21 protein-coding genes and 1 pseudogene are annotated in these 17,845 nt (G+C 45.7%); 2 read left to right on the top strand and 20 right to left on the bottom strand.

The genetic code is table 11. From position 1 onward, the window contains the following. The 19 genes from KIV40_RS13595 to KIV40_RS13505 form a co-directional block, all read right to left on the bottom strand. A partial coding sequence (locus KIV40_RS13595) for a CesT family type III secretion system chaperone (RefSeq protein ID WP_285349681.1) occupies positions 1-271 on the bottom strand: 271 nt, incomplete at its 3' end. A 341-nt stretch (positions 272-612) separates the two neighbouring features. Further along, a complete protein-coding gene (locus KIV40_RS13590; RefSeq protein ID WP_285349679.1) occupies positions 613-1,773 on the bottom strand; it encodes a VopS family T3SS effector adenosine monophosphate-protein transferase in 1,161 nt (386 codons plus the stop codon). 3 nt (positions 1,774-1,776) lie between these two features. Next, the gene (locus KIV40_RS13585; protein WP_045453204.1) at positions 1,777-2,214 is read right to left on the bottom strand and encodes a CesT family type III secretion system chaperone; all 438 of its coding nucleotides are present in this window, start codon (positions 2,212-2,214) and stop codon (positions 1,777-1,779) included. A 283-nt stretch (positions 2,215-2,497) separates the two neighbouring features. Next, positions 2,498-5,401: an ADP-ribosyltransferase gene (locus KIV40_RS13580; protein WP_285349677.1), complete on the bottom strand. Its 2,904-nt coding sequence runs from the start codon at positions 5,399-5,401 to the stop codon at positions 2,498-2,500. A gap of 3 nt (positions 5,402-5,404) precedes the next feature. Further along, on the bottom strand, positions 5,405-5,800 hold the full coding sequence (locus KIV40_RS13575; protein ID WP_005426189.1) for a hypothetical protein: 396 nt from the start codon (positions 5,798-5,800) through the stop codon (positions 5,405-5,407). Between the two features lie 226 nt (positions 5,801-6,026). Then, complete coding sequence (locus KIV40_RS13570) at positions 6,027-6,662, bottom strand: HrpE/YscL family type III secretion apparatus protein (protein ID WP_005426171.1); 636 nt, start codon at positions 6,660-6,662, stop codon at positions 6,027-6,029. Then, positions 6,641-7,306, bottom strand: a complete 666-nt coding sequence (gene vscK, locus KIV40_RS13565; protein ID WP_285349674.1) for a SctK family type III secretion system sorting platform protein VscK — start codon at positions 7,304-7,306, stop codon at positions 6,641-6,643. The genes KIV40_RS13570 and vscK overlap by 22 nt, the downstream gene beginning before the upstream one ends. Further along, positions 7,299-8,030, bottom strand: a complete 732-nt coding sequence (gene sctJ / locus KIV40_RS13560; RefSeq protein WP_010646247.1) for a type III secretion system inner membrane ring lipoprotein SctJ — start codon at positions 8,028-8,030, stop codon at positions 7,299-7,301. Before sctJ ends, vscK begins: the two co-directional genes overlap by 8 nt. A gap of 32 nt (positions 8,031-8,062) precedes the next feature. After that, a complete protein-coding gene (gene sctI, locus KIV40_RS13555) occupies positions 8,063-8,407 on the bottom strand; it encodes a type III secretion system inner rod subunit SctI (RefSeq protein WP_285349672.1) in 345 nt (114 codons plus the stop codon). Between the two features lie 8 nt (positions 8,408-8,415). Next, entirely contained in the window at positions 8,416-9,078 is a 663-nt protein-coding gene (locus KIV40_RS13550) for a YopR family T3SS polymerization control protein (RefSeq protein WP_285349670.1), read from the bottom strand. Next, on the bottom strand, positions 9,078-9,434 hold the full coding sequence (locus KIV40_RS13545; RefSeq protein ID WP_285349668.1) for a YscG family type III secretion system chaperone: 357 nt from the start codon (positions 9,432-9,434) through the stop codon (positions 9,078-9,080). The genes KIV40_RS13550 and KIV40_RS13545 overlap by 1 nt, the downstream gene beginning before the upstream one ends. A gap of 3 nt (positions 9,435-9,437) precedes the next feature. Next, on the bottom strand, positions 9,438-9,686 hold the full coding sequence (gene sctF, locus KIV40_RS13540) for a type III secretion system needle filament subunit SctF (RefSeq protein WP_005426103.1): 249 nt from the start codon (positions 9,684-9,686) through the stop codon (positions 9,438-9,440). Between the two features lie 16 nt (positions 9,687-9,702). Further along, positions 9,703-9,909 (bottom strand): EscE/YscE/SsaE family type III secretion system needle protein co-chaperone, encoded by a 207-nt coding sequence (locus KIV40_RS13535; protein ID WP_005426287.1) that lies wholly within the window; start codon positions 9,907-9,909, stop codon positions 9,703-9,705. Then, positions 9,896-11,197, bottom strand: a complete 1,302-nt coding sequence (sctD, locus tag KIV40_RS13530; protein WP_050910528.1) for a type III secretion system inner membrane ring subunit SctD — start codon at positions 11,195-11,197, stop codon at positions 9,896-9,898. Before sctD ends, KIV40_RS13535 begins: the two co-directional genes overlap by 14 nt. A 5-nt stretch (positions 11,198-11,202) precedes the next feature. Next, positions 11,203-13,074, bottom strand: a complete 1,872-nt coding sequence (sctC, locus tag KIV40_RS13525; protein ID WP_285349665.1) for a type III secretion system outer membrane ring subunit SctC — start codon at positions 13,072-13,074, stop codon at positions 11,203-11,205. After that, positions 13,074-13,502: a YscB family type III secretion system chaperone gene (locus KIV40_RS13520; RefSeq protein ID WP_285349663.1), complete on the bottom strand. Its 429-nt coding sequence runs from the start codon at positions 13,500-13,502 to the stop codon at positions 13,074-13,076. The genes sctC and KIV40_RS13520 overlap by 1 nt, the downstream gene beginning before the upstream one ends. A 12-nt stretch (positions 13,503-13,514) precedes the next feature. Next, entirely contained in the window at positions 13,515-14,495 is a 981-nt protein-coding gene (locus KIV40_RS13515; RefSeq protein ID WP_285349661.1) for a T3SS regulon anti-activator ExsD domain-containing protein, read from the bottom strand. A gap of 143 nt (positions 14,496-14,638) precedes the next feature. Then, entirely contained in the window at positions 14,639-15,499 is an 861-nt protein-coding gene (locus KIV40_RS13510; RefSeq protein ID WP_050910531.1) for an AraC family transcriptional regulator, read from the bottom strand. A gap of 596 nt (positions 15,500-16,095) precedes the next feature. Beyond that, positions 16,096-16,503 (bottom strand): YscW family type III secretion system pilotin, encoded by a 408-nt coding sequence (locus KIV40_RS13505; RefSeq protein WP_285349658.1) that lies wholly within the window; start codon positions 16,501-16,503, stop codon positions 16,096-16,098. Positions 16,504-16,861: 358 nt separating this feature from the next. On the opposite strand from KIV40_RS13505, the pseudogene KIV40_RS13500 reads away from it, so the two are divergent. Beyond that, positions 16,862-17,308: pseudogene (locus KIV40_RS13500) on the top strand (CesT family type III secretion system chaperone). Between the two features lie 7 nt (positions 17,309-17,315). Beyond that, entirely contained in the window at positions 17,316-17,615 is a 300-nt protein-coding gene (exsE2, locus tag KIV40_RS13495) for a T3SS regulon translocated regulator ExsE2 (protein ID WP_285349657.1), read from the top strand. Between the two features lie 36 nt (positions 17,616-17,651). On the opposite strand, the gene KIV40_RS13490 is transcribed toward exsE2, so the two are convergent. Then, positions 17,652-17,845 (bottom strand): transposase domain-containing protein (locus KIV40_RS13490; protein WP_285349655.1); only part of this gene is annotated, 194 nt, incomplete at its 5' end.

Here is a 17,845-nt window from a genome sequence, read left to right as displayed (position 1 = left end):
TGTGGGGAGCCCTCAGGGTTAGGCCCCCTTCTGCAATGGCGAAGTAATTGCCATGAGCTATGAGCTCAAGGCCTTTCACCCTCATCTCACCACTTTTTTCGAGTCCACCAAAAGCCACGGACAGAATAAGTTCGTTGTTATCTGTTGCGCTAAAATAAATAACATAGCGGTCATCAACTAATAATTGACAGCGACCTTCTTCAGAAAAGTTAAGTGGCGGTAGCTCATTTATCTCACAAAACTCATTTAATAGAACTTGTAGTGTATTCATCGCAATTCCCTCTATTTACTCTCTCTAGTAAACCGTAAGTAGATATTTTGCGATGTCGAAATTGGCTTTTATTTTGTTGTTTTCCATTACCTCCAGTGAACTACTGCACAAAATAATAGAAATAAATACTTAAATAAAATTTAGCGAAATGAATATAAAAATCCGTTTTAAACAAGATATTTAAAGATAAGAATCCGTCAATAATTTTAATTTATTAATTCAAGGAGAAAACATCAAAACCAGTAATAAAAACTTATTACTTCGGTTTCACACTTCAATGTTTATATATAACTCACAACGAAAAAGAGCGACTTTCGTCGCTCTAAATATGGAGTGGATATTTACTTAATCCCGTGAAGGCTAAGCTCTGCGCTTAAAGCGAGAGGCGTAAATGAATCGTTTCTAAGCTCAGCAATCGCATACAGCATACGCCCCATACGACCGTTACCATCCGTGAAGCCATGGTAGCCAATCACGCCAGCAAACAACTGCTTACCAAGATCTTTATCTGCCACTGGGTTTTCTTTCAAAAAGCCCTCTATGTGCTGTTTTAGCATGCCTTCACCACCAATGCTTGATGGAAGTGCGCCGCCAGCCGTCGCTGGGCCTCGGTAATCTCTTTCAATATTCGGCACCGCTCGCGCATGAAGCTCTTTTAAGTTATCCATGTTCAGCAAGTCTTTATCATTGGCCGCGTACTCTTTAAGAAGCGCGGTAATATTATCAGCATCGTTTCCTTTCGAAGTCGATGCGTTAATGATCCAAGCCGCCGCGCGTTCAAGGTTGTTCGTCGTACCCGTTTTATTGAACTTATCTTCCGCTAGCGAATCCGCATAGACACCCGAACTCAAGTCTTTGTTTGCCAAACCTTCAATATGTGCTTGTGCCGCTTTTAAGTTCTTAACCTCGGTTTCAAATACAACTTCCAAGCCCATCGCGGTATTTGGGTTATTCTTCACGCCCATCGCACCGCCACCAAAAGCTTTAACCACTTTGCCAGCTAATGCTTTTGTTGCACCCTCACCAATTTGTGACTTCAAGTCCTGTCCTGATTTCGTATCCAATAGCGCTTCTGACATCGCGCGCTCAGCCAATTGGTTAAGTTCACCACTGTATGACTTAATCGCCTGAGCATCAAGTCGGCTAAAGGCATTTAACACATCGGCCGGCGTTTTAAGGCTGGCATCTTTAAACAGCATTTGACCGTGCTCAACAGAAGAACTGGTTTGCAAGCGCTGAGCTTGTCCATGCTCGTTATCGAATACCGATTTCGTAATCGCTTTCGCTACTGAGTCTGTGTTGCCTTCTCTAAATAGCTTACCCGTAGCTTCAAAGAATCGAGCGACTGCACTATTGCTTGGGTTTGAACGAACAAACTGCTGAGTATCTGCATCGATCTTATATTCCTTGCCACCAACATTGAGTTTGCCTTCACTTAGAATCTCATTTCGCGCTTGCGGAAGTGCCGCTTGAAGTGCGCTTACGTTTCCAAAACTAATCATTATTTATACCCTTAATGTGGCAAATTGAGCCGCATCTATTGTCTGTGTTTGTTTCTGTTCTTGCGCCGCTTGCTCCTGCGGGCTTGCTGACAGCTTTAACCAATCAACAAATTGAGCAATCGACGTTTCAAAATATGTCTCGGTTAACATCGTTTGATGAATGTGAATAAAACCGATGTAGCCAGCATCTTCATCCCAACAGACGTAGGGCTCATCTTTTGTTAATGCTGCTTTCATGTGTTTAAAATAAACATCCGGATGCGGTTTCTCACCGGAGATTAAGCCAATAAGCGTTAGCTTCTCTTCATTTGAGCGAAGTGTAATCGCCACTTCGTTATCAATAATTAAGCGGCAACAACCTTCTTCATCAAATTCCAGCGTTTCTATTTGGCAACGCTTTGCAAAGTCGTTTAGAAGGGTCGATATAAATCCGTTGACCATCTGATTTACATTCCTATTTTTGTATTTATTAGTATTTACATCTCTGCGGTTTAGATAAGCGCAGAGTGTTGGCTGATGGGGTTATTATGCTGAATACAGATGGGTGAATATGCTAGATATGGTCGGCTTTTTTTCATTTTAAGTCGTTTATGATAAGACACATGATGAGAATAGAAAAAGCTCAGCATAGTGTGCTGAGCTTTACTGTTTCAGTCTCAAGCAAGCTAAAACTGTTGAGAGACCTCGAGTTGAATAGACTTACTTAAGTTATTGAGCTTCTTGGCTAAACAAAGCCACCAGAGTACATTGGCTTAAAGGCTTCTGTTGCCACTTTATCCGCATTCGCCACACTGACGCTGGTTGCACTGGACTCTCGGCTCAGTACCACAACCTTGGTTTGCTCTTCCATGTTCGAGGGATTTTTCTTGATATGATCAATCAAGTCAGAAAGTTCTGCCTCTCCTTTTGGATCGCTTTGACCACTTAGGCCCGCTTTCTCCATCTCTGGCGTCGTTATGCGTATGGTCACATGAGGTTTGCGGCTCCCCGTAGCCACTTCTGCATCGTAAATTCGCTTTTTCATCGCCGTATTGGCTGAAGGCGGGTAACCTTTCTCCAGGTGTAAGGTATAGCTTTGTTCCACAGTAAAAGACGTCCCTGCAGGAACCAAGATTTCTCTCTCACCTTCCGCATTACTGATGGGTTCAATATTCACCCCAAGGTCTGGCGCCGGGTTAATGACCAAAAGCGCACCTTTCGCCATATAACTTTGTGCCACGTCTGGAGCACGCGTTGTACTCATAAAGCCAGGAAACTGAAAACCGGTTCCCTTCTCTAACGCAGCATCGGCAACACTGGTGTGACAGCCGTGCCAGACTTTACCGGAGTATCGTTCAAACATTGGAGAGTCTATCGCAGCCTGTAACATATCCACGTTCTGGCGATACTCTTTCTTCGCTTGCGCTCGCTCAGCAGAACTCGTGTATTGATTACGTTTTAGGAACGATTGAAGACGCATCTCCATTTCACTCTCGTTCTTTGGTGGAGCAAAATCGCCGTAGCCTGGGTTGATAATATTTGCGCCATTCCCTGTATAGAATCGAGTCGTCGCCAGCAGCATCGCGTTAATCAGCGTCGCTTGGTTATTTGCATCATCACCAATGGCTTCTAATACCGCTTGTTGGCGTTCAGCTGGTGTGGCTTTGCTGCTCGCGATATACTGTAAAAAAGCTAACGCATCTTGGTGATCAGGTTTGTTTTTGAACACCAACTGAGCATCAAGCATGTTCGACTTATCTACCGTGCGAAAGGTTTCCCACACGTCATTACGCTCACCGTAACGAAAAACATTACTTAGCGATCCTTCCTGTGAAGATTCCGCCAACAAAGACGCAGCATTACCGAGAAGCTGTTGGTATTGCGCAGGAGACTTACCCTCCAACCAGTTGCCTAACGCTTCCGCTTTAACACCATCGATAAATGGTTGCCCTGACGGTTTTCGCTCAGGCAATTCCGGCATGGTTCGCTGCTCGGTATTGTATAACTTCAAGTCATTCATATTTTGCGGAGCGTAGTGAATTTTCTCTGAAGCTAGGCCAAAGGTATCGTCTGCTTCTTGATCACTCTGCGCGGCCTGCGCCAGAACATCAAGATACTTACTCCCTGCATATTGTGATGGGTAGCCTTTCCCTTGAGTCACAGATTGATCGAACTCTTCGACACTCATTTTCACCGGTTCAATCGCGGGTAGATGAACCTCTTGTCCATTTAGTGTGATTGTCTTGGCATCCATACCGGGTAAGTCGATGTCTTGGGTTATCAGCCCCTCGTAAGCACCAAGCCAATTGCCCTTCTCACGTGCTTGCCACGTCATCATGCCATCACTGTCTACTGTCGCAGCGCCGTGGTCATTGTGCTCCATTGCATAAGCATCCAGTGCTCCCATGATCTCTGTAAAGCTGTGATCACGCGGCTGAATCATCCACCCCAACAGCAAGGCTCGAAAGGCTTGCGCTTCAGAAGCAGGCATTTTGAGAAGGCGTGCCACTTCGTACATAAAAGAGGTGGTACTGGATGGCCCCGCAAACATAGGTAACTTCTTATCCATGTTTTGTTGGCGCCAGTTGACCGAAGTTGGTTTATCGTCGCCAATCGTGGTTAACGTTTTGTCATTGATAACGAAACCACCATAGCCGGACTCATGTTCTGGACGCTCTTTTAAAGCAATAGCGTCGTTGTGATAAGCCGCAGGCTTCATAGCCTCCTGCATTCCTTGAAACTTGAATCCGGTCCCTTTGTGAGGGTCGCCATTTTGACGACTGCCGATAAAGTCATTGCCGGTTTTGTTGCCGAGCACTTCACTTGTATTCCAATCGGCATACTTAAGCCATGCCCAACCGTGGGGCTGGGTGGTGGTCGGCGTCGAGATCTCTGGCTGCGCCCCTTCACCGTATAAGTGGAAAATGTTCAGCCTTTGGTTTGCTTCCTTAGCATTCAGCAGCGGCTGATTCACAGCATCGCCCATCATCTTAAGTCGTGAAGGATCACGAAATACCCTCAAATGGCTATAAGCTAATGTAGTCAGTACCCGAGCATTGGCTTTAGGGTCCTTGAGTACGCTGTTGAGCTGTTCTGCCCACTTAACGTCATCATCACTCCAGCCGTCCAGAAAACCGATGCCAGCGTCTTCATTTTTCTTTGCTACTGGCACTGAAGGATCTTTCGCTTGAGCGATCGCTACGTTTTCTAGGATCCGACGCAAAAACGATTGAGACATGTACTCAACGGCAGGGCTCTGCAGCAGGTCATTGCCCAAATGGTTAAACTCAAATGCTTGGTTGGCTTCTGCAATCTTTTCCACCGACTGAGCGACTATCTGGTTTTTCACCGCGTCAGAGGTTGTTGGAAACTGCGCATTTACCTTGTCTCGGACTAAATTTTCAATGCTACCTTCATACTGGGCAGCACGCATGATGGCGTGATTAAACTCTTCCTCGGCCTGACGCAATGGTGGCATCGGGACTGGTTGCGTGTTCAGCGGTGGTTGATTACCGACTAAGGAAACGGAGACCGATGAAACCTGACTTAAAGAGGTATTAGCCGCGGTGCTTGCCGCGCTTAGTGTCTGCTGTGAGGACAGCAAAGCCGCGGTGCTTGCCGCGCCGTCTGTTCGAATCGTTGTTTGCATCGATCACCCCGCAGTGGATTCAGTGATCGCATCAAACAAGGCACTGCGTAAACTGAGTGCATTTTGCCAAAAGACATTGAGATCGCTATTCACCACGGACTCATCCGGCAATGCAAAGTTGAGTACAACAGTGGCGTTGTCAGCGGCTAACGAGAACGACGCAATGCCGACAACATCGGGGTGAGAATTCAGCGCCAGCAGTTTGGAAGGTGATATTCCCCCCTCAGGCTGTTTGGCTGGTGACAAAGGGAACATGACCACCATGCGGTTTTCATAATTGAAAATCGTGGCGTAATGCATGCCATCTTCGCCAACTAAGTTGCATTGACCATTCAAAAGCTGCCATTGCCCGCCAGATAAGTCGGATAGCCAGTTGTTTATGATTTCTTCTTTGTTCATTGCGAGGACCCCTTTTCGTATTGAGTAATCAAAACGATAAGCGTAAGGGCATTCGCCATATATCACTTTTGGTCAGAAGTTTTTAGGGCGCCTTTTATCGGCTAGCGCTCACGGCTTTCAGTTGCATGCCAGTGAGAGGAAATTGATGCTGAATCTAGAAATAGCCAGCCACTGAAAATAAAAAAGCCCAGCATAGCTGGACTTTCGGAGAGCAAAAATAAACGCATTAGGGCTGTATCTGCTGGCGTTCGCTCAATTGCTTGGTAATAGCTTGCTTGAGCGCTTGCAGCTGACCATCGATACTCGCATCGATAATACCGACCTCGGTCTCCAGTATGCAACCGCCGTTTTTTAAACGCGCATCGGCAATGACTTCAACGTACCCCACTTCAGGGAAATCACTGAGTATGGAAGAAACCTTCTCCCGCACTTCAGTAACCTGCTCTGGATGTACATGAAGAATCACTTGCTTTTGGTTACTGACGAGCTGGAGCGCCTCTCTCACGACACTTGCTGTGGTATCCACATCATCAAAGCTGTTGATGATCTTTCTGACGGCATCGAGCACAACGCCTGTCATTTTTTGCTCGACCTGCAAATAGTACTCGTTGCATCGAGCAAGTGTTGCCAGCATGGTTTCGGCATTCTCGATCTTCGCTTGATCGATGCCGTCCTGATAACCTCGCTGCCTCTCTAGCTCATAGGCTTCGTCCGCTTTCGCAATGATACTTTCTGCTTTTGAGTGCGCCGCCTCAACCAAATGCTGCGAATCTAAGTAACTCACATAGTCTTTTGCTTTGAGCACTTTTAAGCCCGGCGCCAATTGCAAGTTGTCGGTTTTTATTTCAACAAATGAAACCATTGAGGAATTACCTGTTTTGCGATTTTCTTGATAAGTCGATATGCGAGATCACGATGCGCGTCATCCAACCAATCTGCACTGCGATCCGTCAGCGTCAGTTGACGATCGAGCTTAAATTGCCATCGTTGCACTAGCTCTGATGGTGACTTTGCCAGTAAGAACGTGACCCATAAATACCCCAGCTCTCGGGCTGTCTTTTCAAAGCTTTTTTCATCAAGGCTGGTTGGCAGTGGCTTTTGCCAACCGCTGGGCCAGCTGGAAATCATCATCGGTCCTTGTTGGATCAAAAAACGCGTTTCATCCACCCCAAAGACCTGATTAAGACACTGTTTAGGTTGCTTTAGCACCACTTGGCGCATCGCTTGGCAATGCATGATTCCGCCAATCATCAGCAGCAGCCGATTTGTTGCCTCTACAGGCAGTAAAGCCAGACTGTTGTATGGATGATTAAAAGCATGGTCCGTAATTGGCGACAACGCCCAGTCTTCAATACACCACTGATTGATGGCCGCTTGGTCTCTCCAGCCTTGAAGTTTTAACAACCAAGGCTGTTTTTCCATTACCCAACTTTCGTCAATATAACTGCAAGGGCAATAGTTAAACTGATGCTGAATTTGGGAAGCCGGCGTTTCGGAATTAACCACGTTTCACGTTCCTGCGGCACCAAGCAAACGTTGCTGCGTTAGAGCCAATGATCAGCAGTACCAAGAAAACAAGGATAGCAATCAGATGGCTTGCGGTGTCTTTGGTCACTTGAATCGACAGAATGCTTTCGAATTGATTACCTTGAGAAGTCACGCGAACTTCCGAAGATGGCACCATCACCACGCTAATACGATCGTAGTTCAACCCTTCGATACTGTTGTTTACTAACAGCTTAATTTGAGGGACATAAGAGTCCAACGCCACATCCGCTGCATGTTTGATAAACACAGATGCCGATGCTGGCGTTGGGCGCTCACCAGGACGAAGATTTTGGTCTTCAAGTACCACGTGAACGCGAGCGACCAACACACCATCAATTTGTGACAATGTGGACGACAGCTCTTGCGATTTCGCGTAAATAAGTCTTGCTCGCTCAGCAAGCGGAGACGAAATCAGATCGTCTTTAGGGAAGACTTCTTTTAGTGTCGAGAACTGCTCTCTTGGGTAACCTTTGCGCTTAAGCGCATCAACCGCAAACGCAATTTGTGCGTTATCTACCATCAGCTTGACGGTGTTGTCTTTATCCGGTTCTTTGGTGGCGACGACGCCTTCAGAAAGTAAGATCGACAACATTTCGTTGCCTTCTTTCTGGCTCACACCGGTGTAAAGTTCGGTCTGACAACCCACCAAAAATAGAACCAGTAACATGCTTACTGCACGCATTGTTTTTCTTGTGATGACTGACTTCATTGTAACTACTGTGCCTTTAACAGTGTTTCTACGTTTTGCGTCGTTTTACCTACCGTCTTGGCGATCAGTTCCTCTTGAAAGGTAATTCGAGTCAACGCCCATTGCATTTGCAAAAGCTGAGCAGGATCGTCACCCACCATTTTCATACTGTCGGTTAAACTGCTTTTTGCGTTATCGATGGTATTTTTCAGCTCGCTAATGTTTTCTAACAAACCACCTTCTAAACCATTGTTTCCTTCCGGGGCCAACATCGCTTGCTCGAAACGTTCGCTAAGCCTATCCTGAGCTTGCGCATCTTGCACTTGATCTAGATTCGTCTGCATGACTTCGGTGTATTGCGTATTGATCATCTGCGTTCCTATGAGAGCTCTAGTTTGTGGCTGTAAGTCAGCATGTTTTTGACCATCGAGTTGATTTGTATAACAAAACTCAACTCTTCCCGAACCATGTCTAACAATGGCTCTTGATCAGGAATGTCTTTCAACTCGGCCCAGCTATGCCAAAGTGCTTGTTCCTTTTGCGCCCCCAGAGGGAAATGCTCAGACAGCAGCACTTTTAGCTCCTCACGATCTTTTGGAGGATCGGCGAGCAAACGTCCAGAAAAGCTGCCCAGTAACTCTTGTTCGAGTGAAACCAGTAATTCTGGAGACGCTTTATCGGTGCCTTTTACGCTTCTTTCCTGGCTAAGTGCATACCACAACGCCTCTTTCTGCTCGCTTGGAGAAGCAAGCGCTCCGTCAAGTGAGCGGTTAAGTGCCGCTGAGCTAAAGTTTCCGGAACTCTTGAGCGCTTCATACCACTCTTTAATTGCCGTTACTTTGGCCTCAGACTGAGAGACGATGTCCGTGCTTTTTTGTACTGGCGATGCGCTCTTGTTTGATGAATTGCTTTCTGATGCACTGTAGTCTGACGCACTTTCACTCATCAAACGGCTCATCTTGTTTGCCTCGTGCGGATCAACTTTGGTTGGCTGCTGAACCTGACTGAGCACATAGTTGAGCGAGTTGTTTTCAACCTTCATTAAAGGTTCCTGATATCCTGAGAGAAGCTCGTTGCAAAGGCTTGGCTTTCTTCACTGCCTTTTGAAGCCATCGCCAGCCAAGATTCCGCTTTGCTCGCTAACCCTGCTTTACCCGCCGCCAGAGCCGCTAAGCAGACTAAGTCAGGCGAGTTCACGCATACAGGTTCAAGCAAGCGATGCGCCTCTTCGTAGCGACCACGATTCATCAAACTCATAGAACGAATCATTGCCACAACTTCTTCGGTATCCCCTTGGGATTCGAGGCAAGACGCAATCGTCTCTGCCTCTTCGTAGCGATGCATACCGGTTGCCATCAAAGCCGTTTCGGCCAGCAGCAAACGCATGTCTTTTTCCATAACTTACACCTTCTGCAGAATCGACTGCATCACATCCTTGATAGCACGAGTGGTGGTCGCGTTGATGTTGTAAACCACCGACCATTTGTTGATGGTGTGCTGCAATTCAGCCAGCTTTGATGGGTCATCAGCGTTCGTTTCTAGGTTTTTGATCGCTTCGTTCACGGCTTCATTCGCCGCTTTTGCTTGTTCTTCTAGTTTCGCTTTAACATCATCGAGATAAACACTGTTACTCGCATCGTAAAATGACATAGGTATCGCCTCTTGGTTATTTATTGCATTCGACAGTTTCAATCACAGCTAGGGCCGCTTGATAGGCTTCATGCTGTTTGAGTAGCAACTGATATTCATGGGGAGCACAGCCAAGATCGAGCTGGCGCTTAACTGCAGATTGCGCTTGCTTGAACTTGAGGACAATGGCCTCTTTCTGTTCCTGCCCTGAGTCGCTTTGTAGTAGTTGTTCAAGATTTGTCATTGGTATTTCCACCTTCATACCCTAGATCGATCGTGATCACTCGCCCGCCCTTCACCAGCTCTATTCCTGATGGGGTGACGCTAGAAATGCGATACCCTTGAGGGGTGCGAGCCCCAACCATGTAACGAACATTGTCCGTAAGAATCACATAAGGAACTTGGCCGAAATTCACGCTACGAAACGGAAAATCGATGTTCGTTCCCTTGCTTACTTTCGGAATGGACTTCAAAACCAAATAAGGTTTCTCGCCATACTGCTCACGGAAATCCCTTGTAACGCCATAGAAGCGAGTGGTCTCGATATCGTCCAACTCACCGCGAACTTCAATACGATCGCCACTTGTTACTAACTGAACTTTCTTTAGTAACTCTGCTTTCTCAAGCAAGGCTTTGAGCGTATCCATATAGGCGCCCGCTCTTTGCAGTTCGACCTTCCAAGCGACCAGCCCCGGGACATCGCGTTCTAATATCTGCTCGACTTGGCTCCAACGGCTCGCATCATCAATGTACCCCGTTAAGAGCAGCGTGCCTGTCTCTTCACCATTCTCAACTTTGACTTGGTGATAACCGAGGTTACGCAAGATAAAGCGCACGCCACGACGAATTTCTTCCATGGTTCGCAGATCACTTTTGTAGTTGATCCCTAGCGCGTCAATTCTTCCCAGCAGTTGCAGTTTTGCGGTTCTATCCTCGACGTACCCTTCCAGTACTGCCTGCCTTGCCGTTGCATTCCATTCAACTCGCACATCATCAAGCTTCAATTCGCTCAGAATATTGCGCACTAAAACGATGGGCTCCGCTTCCGTGATGGCATCGCTGTCGCTAGCTCGGATTTGGCTATACCAAACACCGGCAAATATCACGCTTGGGATCAGGCTGCACATCAAGCCGATCAAGACTGTTCTCTTCCAACCTGATGACGGTTTATGGCTGACCGGTGCCGCTTGTTTATCTGTGGCTTCCGTCGTGATATCGATCGCCAAGTCATCTTCAAGATGCCCTACCGCAAACGTTAATCGGCCAACCGAAACCAAGGCGTTGCGTGATAATTCAATCCCATTAGCGTCAACGGTAACGCTCTCGTTATTGATCGAAACCTCATCACAATCACGCAGTAAGACGGTATCGCCATCGCATACCAATACAAGGTGACTCGCCTTGATGTCCGAATCGGTCAGCACAAGGTCGGCGGTAAAGTCATCGCTCCCCAACACCAATGAATCATTGGGTAAGGTCACCTCTACTCCGGCATGAACACCAGAGAGAATACGAATTTTCCATTGCTGCATTGAGGCTATTGCTCCTCTAATGGTCGAACGCAATGATTCTCTGAGCCATCACACTCTTTGATTTGCACTCGCCATCCTTTTTGCCCTGAAGGCAGCTCGCATTGTGATAACAGCGAAGATTTGCCCTGTGACAATAGATCTTGCTGATGACGCTCCGCTTGCACTTGAGATGTACAGCTGTAGAGCGCGAGTGCCGATTTCAGCTCTACACTGTTATTTGAAATATTGTTCAAGGTGCCAAGCTTTGGTCTTAAGTCATACTCATTACCGATAAGCACGTTATCACCAATACCATCGACAACAATTCTCGGCTCAATAATGAACATGCGCACCGTTCTTCTGTTGGTATCAGTGGTACTTCTAAACAAAGCACCAAGGTATGGGATGTCTCCTAACAAAGGCACTTTACGCAGTTGGTGACTAACTTCATCACGGTACACACCACCGATGAGTAGGCTCTGCCCTTGTTTCACAGTCGCCAACGTGCTGATCTCTGTCTTGCGGATGGATGGCACATCATCAACACCGCCATCTGGAATTTGCGCACCATCTTCAAGATGCAAACTCAAGTTGATTTCTGGTCTTTCAACAAATCGATCTCCGACAATACGTGGGACGATTCGCAGTAAGGTGCCGTAGGTCACTTCTTCAAGCGCCGCCGTTTCTCTGCCAATCAACTTGACGTAGAACGTGCTGCTGTTGTTCAACACCGCCTCAACGTTTTCTTGAGTTAGCAAAGTCGGTCGAGACACGACTTGAGCACTACCTTGAGATTCCAACAAACGAATTTGAGCCAACAAGTAGTTTAAATTGGTCGCATCAAGCAGTGACTTAAAGGTCTGCCCGCTGCCTAGCGTCACATCACCACCATCAACGTCACCTGTGGTTTTGATGTCTAAAATACTGTTGTTTCCGACCTCAATACCCGCTCGCCAATCCACACCCAGTTGGCTCAAATCGTTCGCACTGATATCGACAATCGAGAGTGCCACTTCGATTCGCGACTGTGGCTGATCCAACTGAGCGACCAACTTGCGGTACAAAGGCAGGCGCGCTTGCGTATCACGTACTATGATGGCGTTTAAACCTGGCTCTGCTTCAACCGACGCACCGCCGTGTACAGAAACATTCTTCGTCGTGGTTGCAGCCGTATTGATGTCCGTTTCTTCACTCTCTTTGGTTGCCTTGATCTGAGTTTGAACACCCGACAACACCCGGCTCAATACCGATGCAATGCCCGGAACCGTCACCGCTTGATCGCGATAAGTGATTTCTCTGTCCGTCGCCGAGGCGTATTTCAAAGGAATAATTTCAACAAACAGCTCATCCGTAGAGTTCGACTTTTGAACCAATCGGCTTTCCAGCGCTTCGGCCGTTTGCACAACCAAATCAACGTATCTAGGTGGGCCCGCTAAATAAACCAACCCTTTGTTCTCTGCCGCACGCCAACCGTAGCGAGAATCCCAAATCCCTGTCGATATCAGAGTACTGCGCAGCTCACGGGCCGTTAGAAGTTCAAGCTGTAACAGTCGTGAACGGGTTTCCGTCGCTTTGTACACATGCAACACCGCGCCATCGAAATACCACATCAGGTTGTAGACCTGTGCTAGGTAATCAAGAAACTCGGCTGGGTCTTCTGGCGTAAATCGACCACTGACTCGATCATTGACTTTGTCACTGACCGACACAGAAACACGATAGTTAGCGCCAAAGTTATTCAATAGTTCTTTTAAAGAGTCGTTGTCGGCATAGTAACGAAACGGCTGATCAGGCCAATCCAACTCTGATGCGTGTAAAGGCAATGCCGCCAACAAACTCAAAGTACATGCAACAGACCAAACAAGTCGGCGAAGTTGTTTTTTTAAAACGGCAAGCATTATGGAATCCAAATACTGTGGCTGACGGTATGATTAACGCGTTGATGCTCTAGCACACCACTAAACTGCTCGACCAAATTCACATGTTGGGAGAGCTGAGCGCATAATGCTTCTGCGGTTGCGCTTTCCATGTTCATCTTTCCTTGCACAATCAACTGTTCGTTATCATTCACCGTCAGTGTGCTACTCGTATCTCGCAGTGTCTTCAAAGAGAGCTGCATACAATGCTTGAGTGCCTGCTCTTTTTGGTAATCGAGGTGCTGTTCAAACTGAAATGGGAGCACGGTTTCCCACAAGACCCATGATGAATGCTGCCGAATGTTAAGCAGCATCTGGTCGACTTCGATATCGTAGGAACCATTATTTGAGGCAATAAAATCCCCAACCCCAATCGTTGCCGCGAGAGATTTCATCATTTGATCTAACATATTTAGCTCTATTTAAATCTGGCTGAGATGGTTACAAGCTTGACCGCACTGGTTACTCTGAATATCAAAATAGTAGTGATCCACATTGCCAACGGTGTGCATGTCTTGAAACCACTGCCAAATCTCCGCAACCGCATTTAAGTCGCTGTACACATGGTCACAAGCGTCCCATACGTCGTTGAGCTCAGGCGCTTGCACTCGAGCTTCGCCACACCAGACTTTCCATTCAGAGATAAACTTATCTGACGTTTCGCCGTACTGAGATAGACCTTTGAGCTTCTCAAGCGTTGGCTTCCACTCTTCCACCATCGCTCGGTGAGATTCGACTGCCTGATTTTGTTGTTCATTAAGAACATCCAGCTGCTCATACAGTTCACTCTGCTGGCTCTGAATCAGTGCTAACTGCTGCTCTGCAAAAATCGCACTGTTTTCTTCTGTCGACAGTCTCAACCAGTAGTCTTTCTGAATACTCAGCTGATTGATCAACTGCTCAAGCTTGATGGTGTCATGCAACACCGCCTGATCTGTCTTTCGGTTCACCCACTCATTCAGGGTTAAATACATCGACAGGATCAGCGTTTTAGGGGACGCTAAATTGAAGCGAAAACCTAATCGGCTGTTAATGTAATCCAGCCTTTGCTCAAAAGAGCTCAACACATGATTGTCACTCAGTTGCCCACCCACCTCGAGAAAGAGGCGCATGGCAAACCGGTCTAAAGAGGTACCAAACCTTTGATAGGTTTTCACCACTTGGCTTGCACATAAGCAATCAACGACATTGCGGTCAAGCAAACGTTGCAGCAAAGACAATTGTTCTGAACTCAAAACATCTTCACTAAGCAGTTGTCGGTGATTGACATTAACAACATTGGGCACTTGCGATGATTGGGTTAAACCTTCGTATCTTGCGCCTCTCTGCAATACAGTGACCTTCCTTTGCGTCACAATGTTGTTAGGAAAAAGCGAACGGCGTCGCCAATGCAGCTTTTTCATTGGTGTTGTTCTCCGCATCTACTTCGAACAATCCAGAAGGAAGTAGAGGTAATAGTTTTGTTCGTTGTTACGCTGAGCATAATAGAGTTTACGTCAGTTGATGCCTTTCAAAATTAGTCAGAAAATTTTAGTCGTCAGACATTTCACTTAGCAATAGCGACTTGTTCATCCCCAGAACGTACACGACTTGGTGTCGTTCCAAAACGGCGTCGGTAACTTTGCGTAAAGTAAGATTGACTAGAAAAGCCCGCTTCCATTGCGACATCGACAATGCTCATTTTGCTGGTAAGCAATAACTTATGGGCATGCAGCAAACGGCGCTCACTGATCCACGCCCTAGGAGAAACGCCATAGTGCTCACTAAAGAGCTCTTTAAACGTCGTCAGGCTCGCGCCAAACTCTTGTGCGTAGTCGGTCAGCTTCCACTCCTTCAGGTAATGGAGTTCCATAAAGCGACGCAGTCGGTCTGAGGTTTTGTTGGTCAGCTGTGATAATAACGCATACAGGTTCTCACCTTGCTCACCGTGGAGCAATAAGATGAGCATTTCCTCGTATTTTAAGCGCATGATGGTGTCAGGATAAGACTGCTCTTCTAGCGTCTTCATCCCTGATAAGGTCTGCTCTATCAACAAATTGAAAGTAAACGGGAACAATCCAGACTGAACGTTCTCAACTTTTGGTAGCGACATCAGTAAATCACTGTGCTTTTGCAAAAATTGACTGACAAGTTCGTTGTCGAATTCGATCACTGACGCCGTATATTGGCCATCTACTGGCGTGTATTCTAGTAAGTAATCCCCTTGAGAGAGAAACACACCACAACCAGCGACGACATCTAACGTGCAATCCCCCGTCTGAACTCGCAATTGCCCATTGTGAACGACAACAATGTGAGACTGGCGAGAATGAAAAACTTCATCGTATTTTTCATAGTAACAAGTACTATGGATTTTTCGCGATAGCGAGTTGACCCTTTCTGTGTTTAGTTGGCCTAACACATCCATTTTCTACCCTTCATAATCCTAATTTCTCTAATCCAAATAGAGAAATGCCAAAGCCTGACTACGCCTATACAAAAAAGTACGTGCGATGTTTAATCAGAACGATGTCAATTAAAGAAGCAAAGAAAAGAGCACAGGTGCGATAGCACGACCATACTCCCCGAATAAATTACAAATAGCTCAAAAACTACCGGTGGTAGCAAAAAATAATCTTGGAAAAACGTCTCGATATTGTTTTTTATATTCTCGAGAAATTAATAAGCTTTTGCTAAAGTTCAACTTATAACTAGTGATACTCAAGCAACCAAAGCCCTTATTATATTAGAATAAATGAAAGTACTAATATTTAAGCCTACTCTCACCTACATTGGTATTTCCACAAAAATGGAGTGTTTATTTTTAAACCACTCTATCTAGCCAACTTCATAGAAGCGGGGGATATAAACATAAAAATTGCAGTGAGTGCAACAGATATTCATATAAAGAAGCACTGAGCCGATGACTTGACTCCATTAATAATTAGGGTTTTAGCTCCGGATTATTCGCTTCATTCAACTTAAATTTTTATTAAAATAGAAAAAATGAAAACGATTACTTTTTTAGTTATTATTGTAAGCTTCTAGTTTTAAATCCTTATGCACTCTGCCTTGCGTAAAAATATAGCCTTCTTCTTTACTGGCTCTGATTTCCCCTTGATAACGTAACACTGCGCGGATCTTCATTTCACCCTTACCTGCTTGTATAGGCGCAATAACAAAAGAGTACTGCACAGGCAGCTGAACCCCCTGATATGTCTGCTTTGCGACTGTAATACACCGTTCTGTGGTTACTTGGCACACATCAATATCAACCGATGTACTCACGGGCGCAATATACTCATCAAAAGCCACCCACCCATACAGTACAGCTTGTGAAGAGCTCGCAAAGCCGCCGTTTGAGGAATTGTTGTGAGTGCAAGCATTCAAAAACAACAGGCTTAGCAACCCAATAAGCGTTCTAGATTTCACTGCGTACTCTATCTACTTATCTTTTTATTAAAAATGACAGTCGCAATTCTGGTACAGAAATATATAAAAGATCAACCTGTATTTTATAAATGACTCAAAAAATAAATTCTCAAAAATAAGAAACCCTTAATTACACTGGATTTGCTTTGTTTTAAAATTTGACATTAGTTCCAATCACATAATCAAATATTATATAAGTGGAATTTATATGCACTAATGATATAAGCAACACCGTCAATGCTTTCTTTATTAACCTTATAGAAAAAACGTTTATATAAAAAAATCCAACCAATTTTGATAAACATCGAAATGCACTTGCCATAACTTCACCCTTAAAATTCTAAAAAGGATGACTTCTATGTCTGCGCGCCAAATCGTAGATTAGGTTTTACTTAAATTTGCTCATCAAATAGGGTTACCTAAATTACAGTTGATTGAAGACGAATTGGGTTTAGCTTTTGATGACAACTTAAGAGTGCATGTGATTTTTCACCCAACGACAGGGATGCTTCAATTAGAAGCTGAGATCGTCGATCTACAAATTGTTAATTCTGACCTTTACCGTTCTTTTATCGCATTCAACTACCATTGGTCTGAGCATCAATTGTTTTTTAGCTTAGATAACCACAGGCACAAGCTTTGTTTAAATAGACTGCTTCATGCAGAGTCACTCGACTACGAACTGTTTGAAGATGCACTAGCTGAGCTGCTCACACAGAGCGAATCTTGGGAAGATTTGTTATCTGCCCACATCGCCATGGAAGCTTTGCCATCTCAGCTTCAGAGCTCGGATTTAAGAGTTTAGGTAATCTATGTCCAATGACATCCAACCAACACAAAAGCACTTATCTATCGATTGGATCGAGAGCAATAACCAGACTGAGTCTGTACAGAAGGGAAACTTTTTAGGCAGAACCGTGGTGCAGATAAATCCAAACGAGCGAGAGCAAAACCGCACTAACTCAAAATTGGAGCTAGGCGAGACGCTTTCTATGCTTGCCAATACTGAGCGCTCCAACGCGATTTTAAGCTTTGAAAAAGACTCGAACGCAGCACAAAGCCTGTTGAGTAGAAAGGTTCAAGTGTTCGCGACCAATAGGCCGATGAGCTAAGATGTATGCGCCCCATGAACCCACGGGGCGGTGTTGTTAATGTTTGAAGTTCCAAGGTAGGAGCGCATTGATATCAGGCTCCGCTTTCGCGAGCTCTTTCATGCACTTGACCATGTAGTCGTAGAGGATAAGGCCGTTGGCTTTCGCTGTCTCGACGATGCTGAAAAGCATCGCGCTCGCATCAGCACCATTTGGTGTGTTTGAGAACAGCCAATTTTTTCTGCCAATGA

The sequence above is a fragment of the Vibrio sp. D173a genome (assembly GCF_030248475.1).
This window is presented reverse-complemented; position numbering and strand designations above follow the sequence as displayed.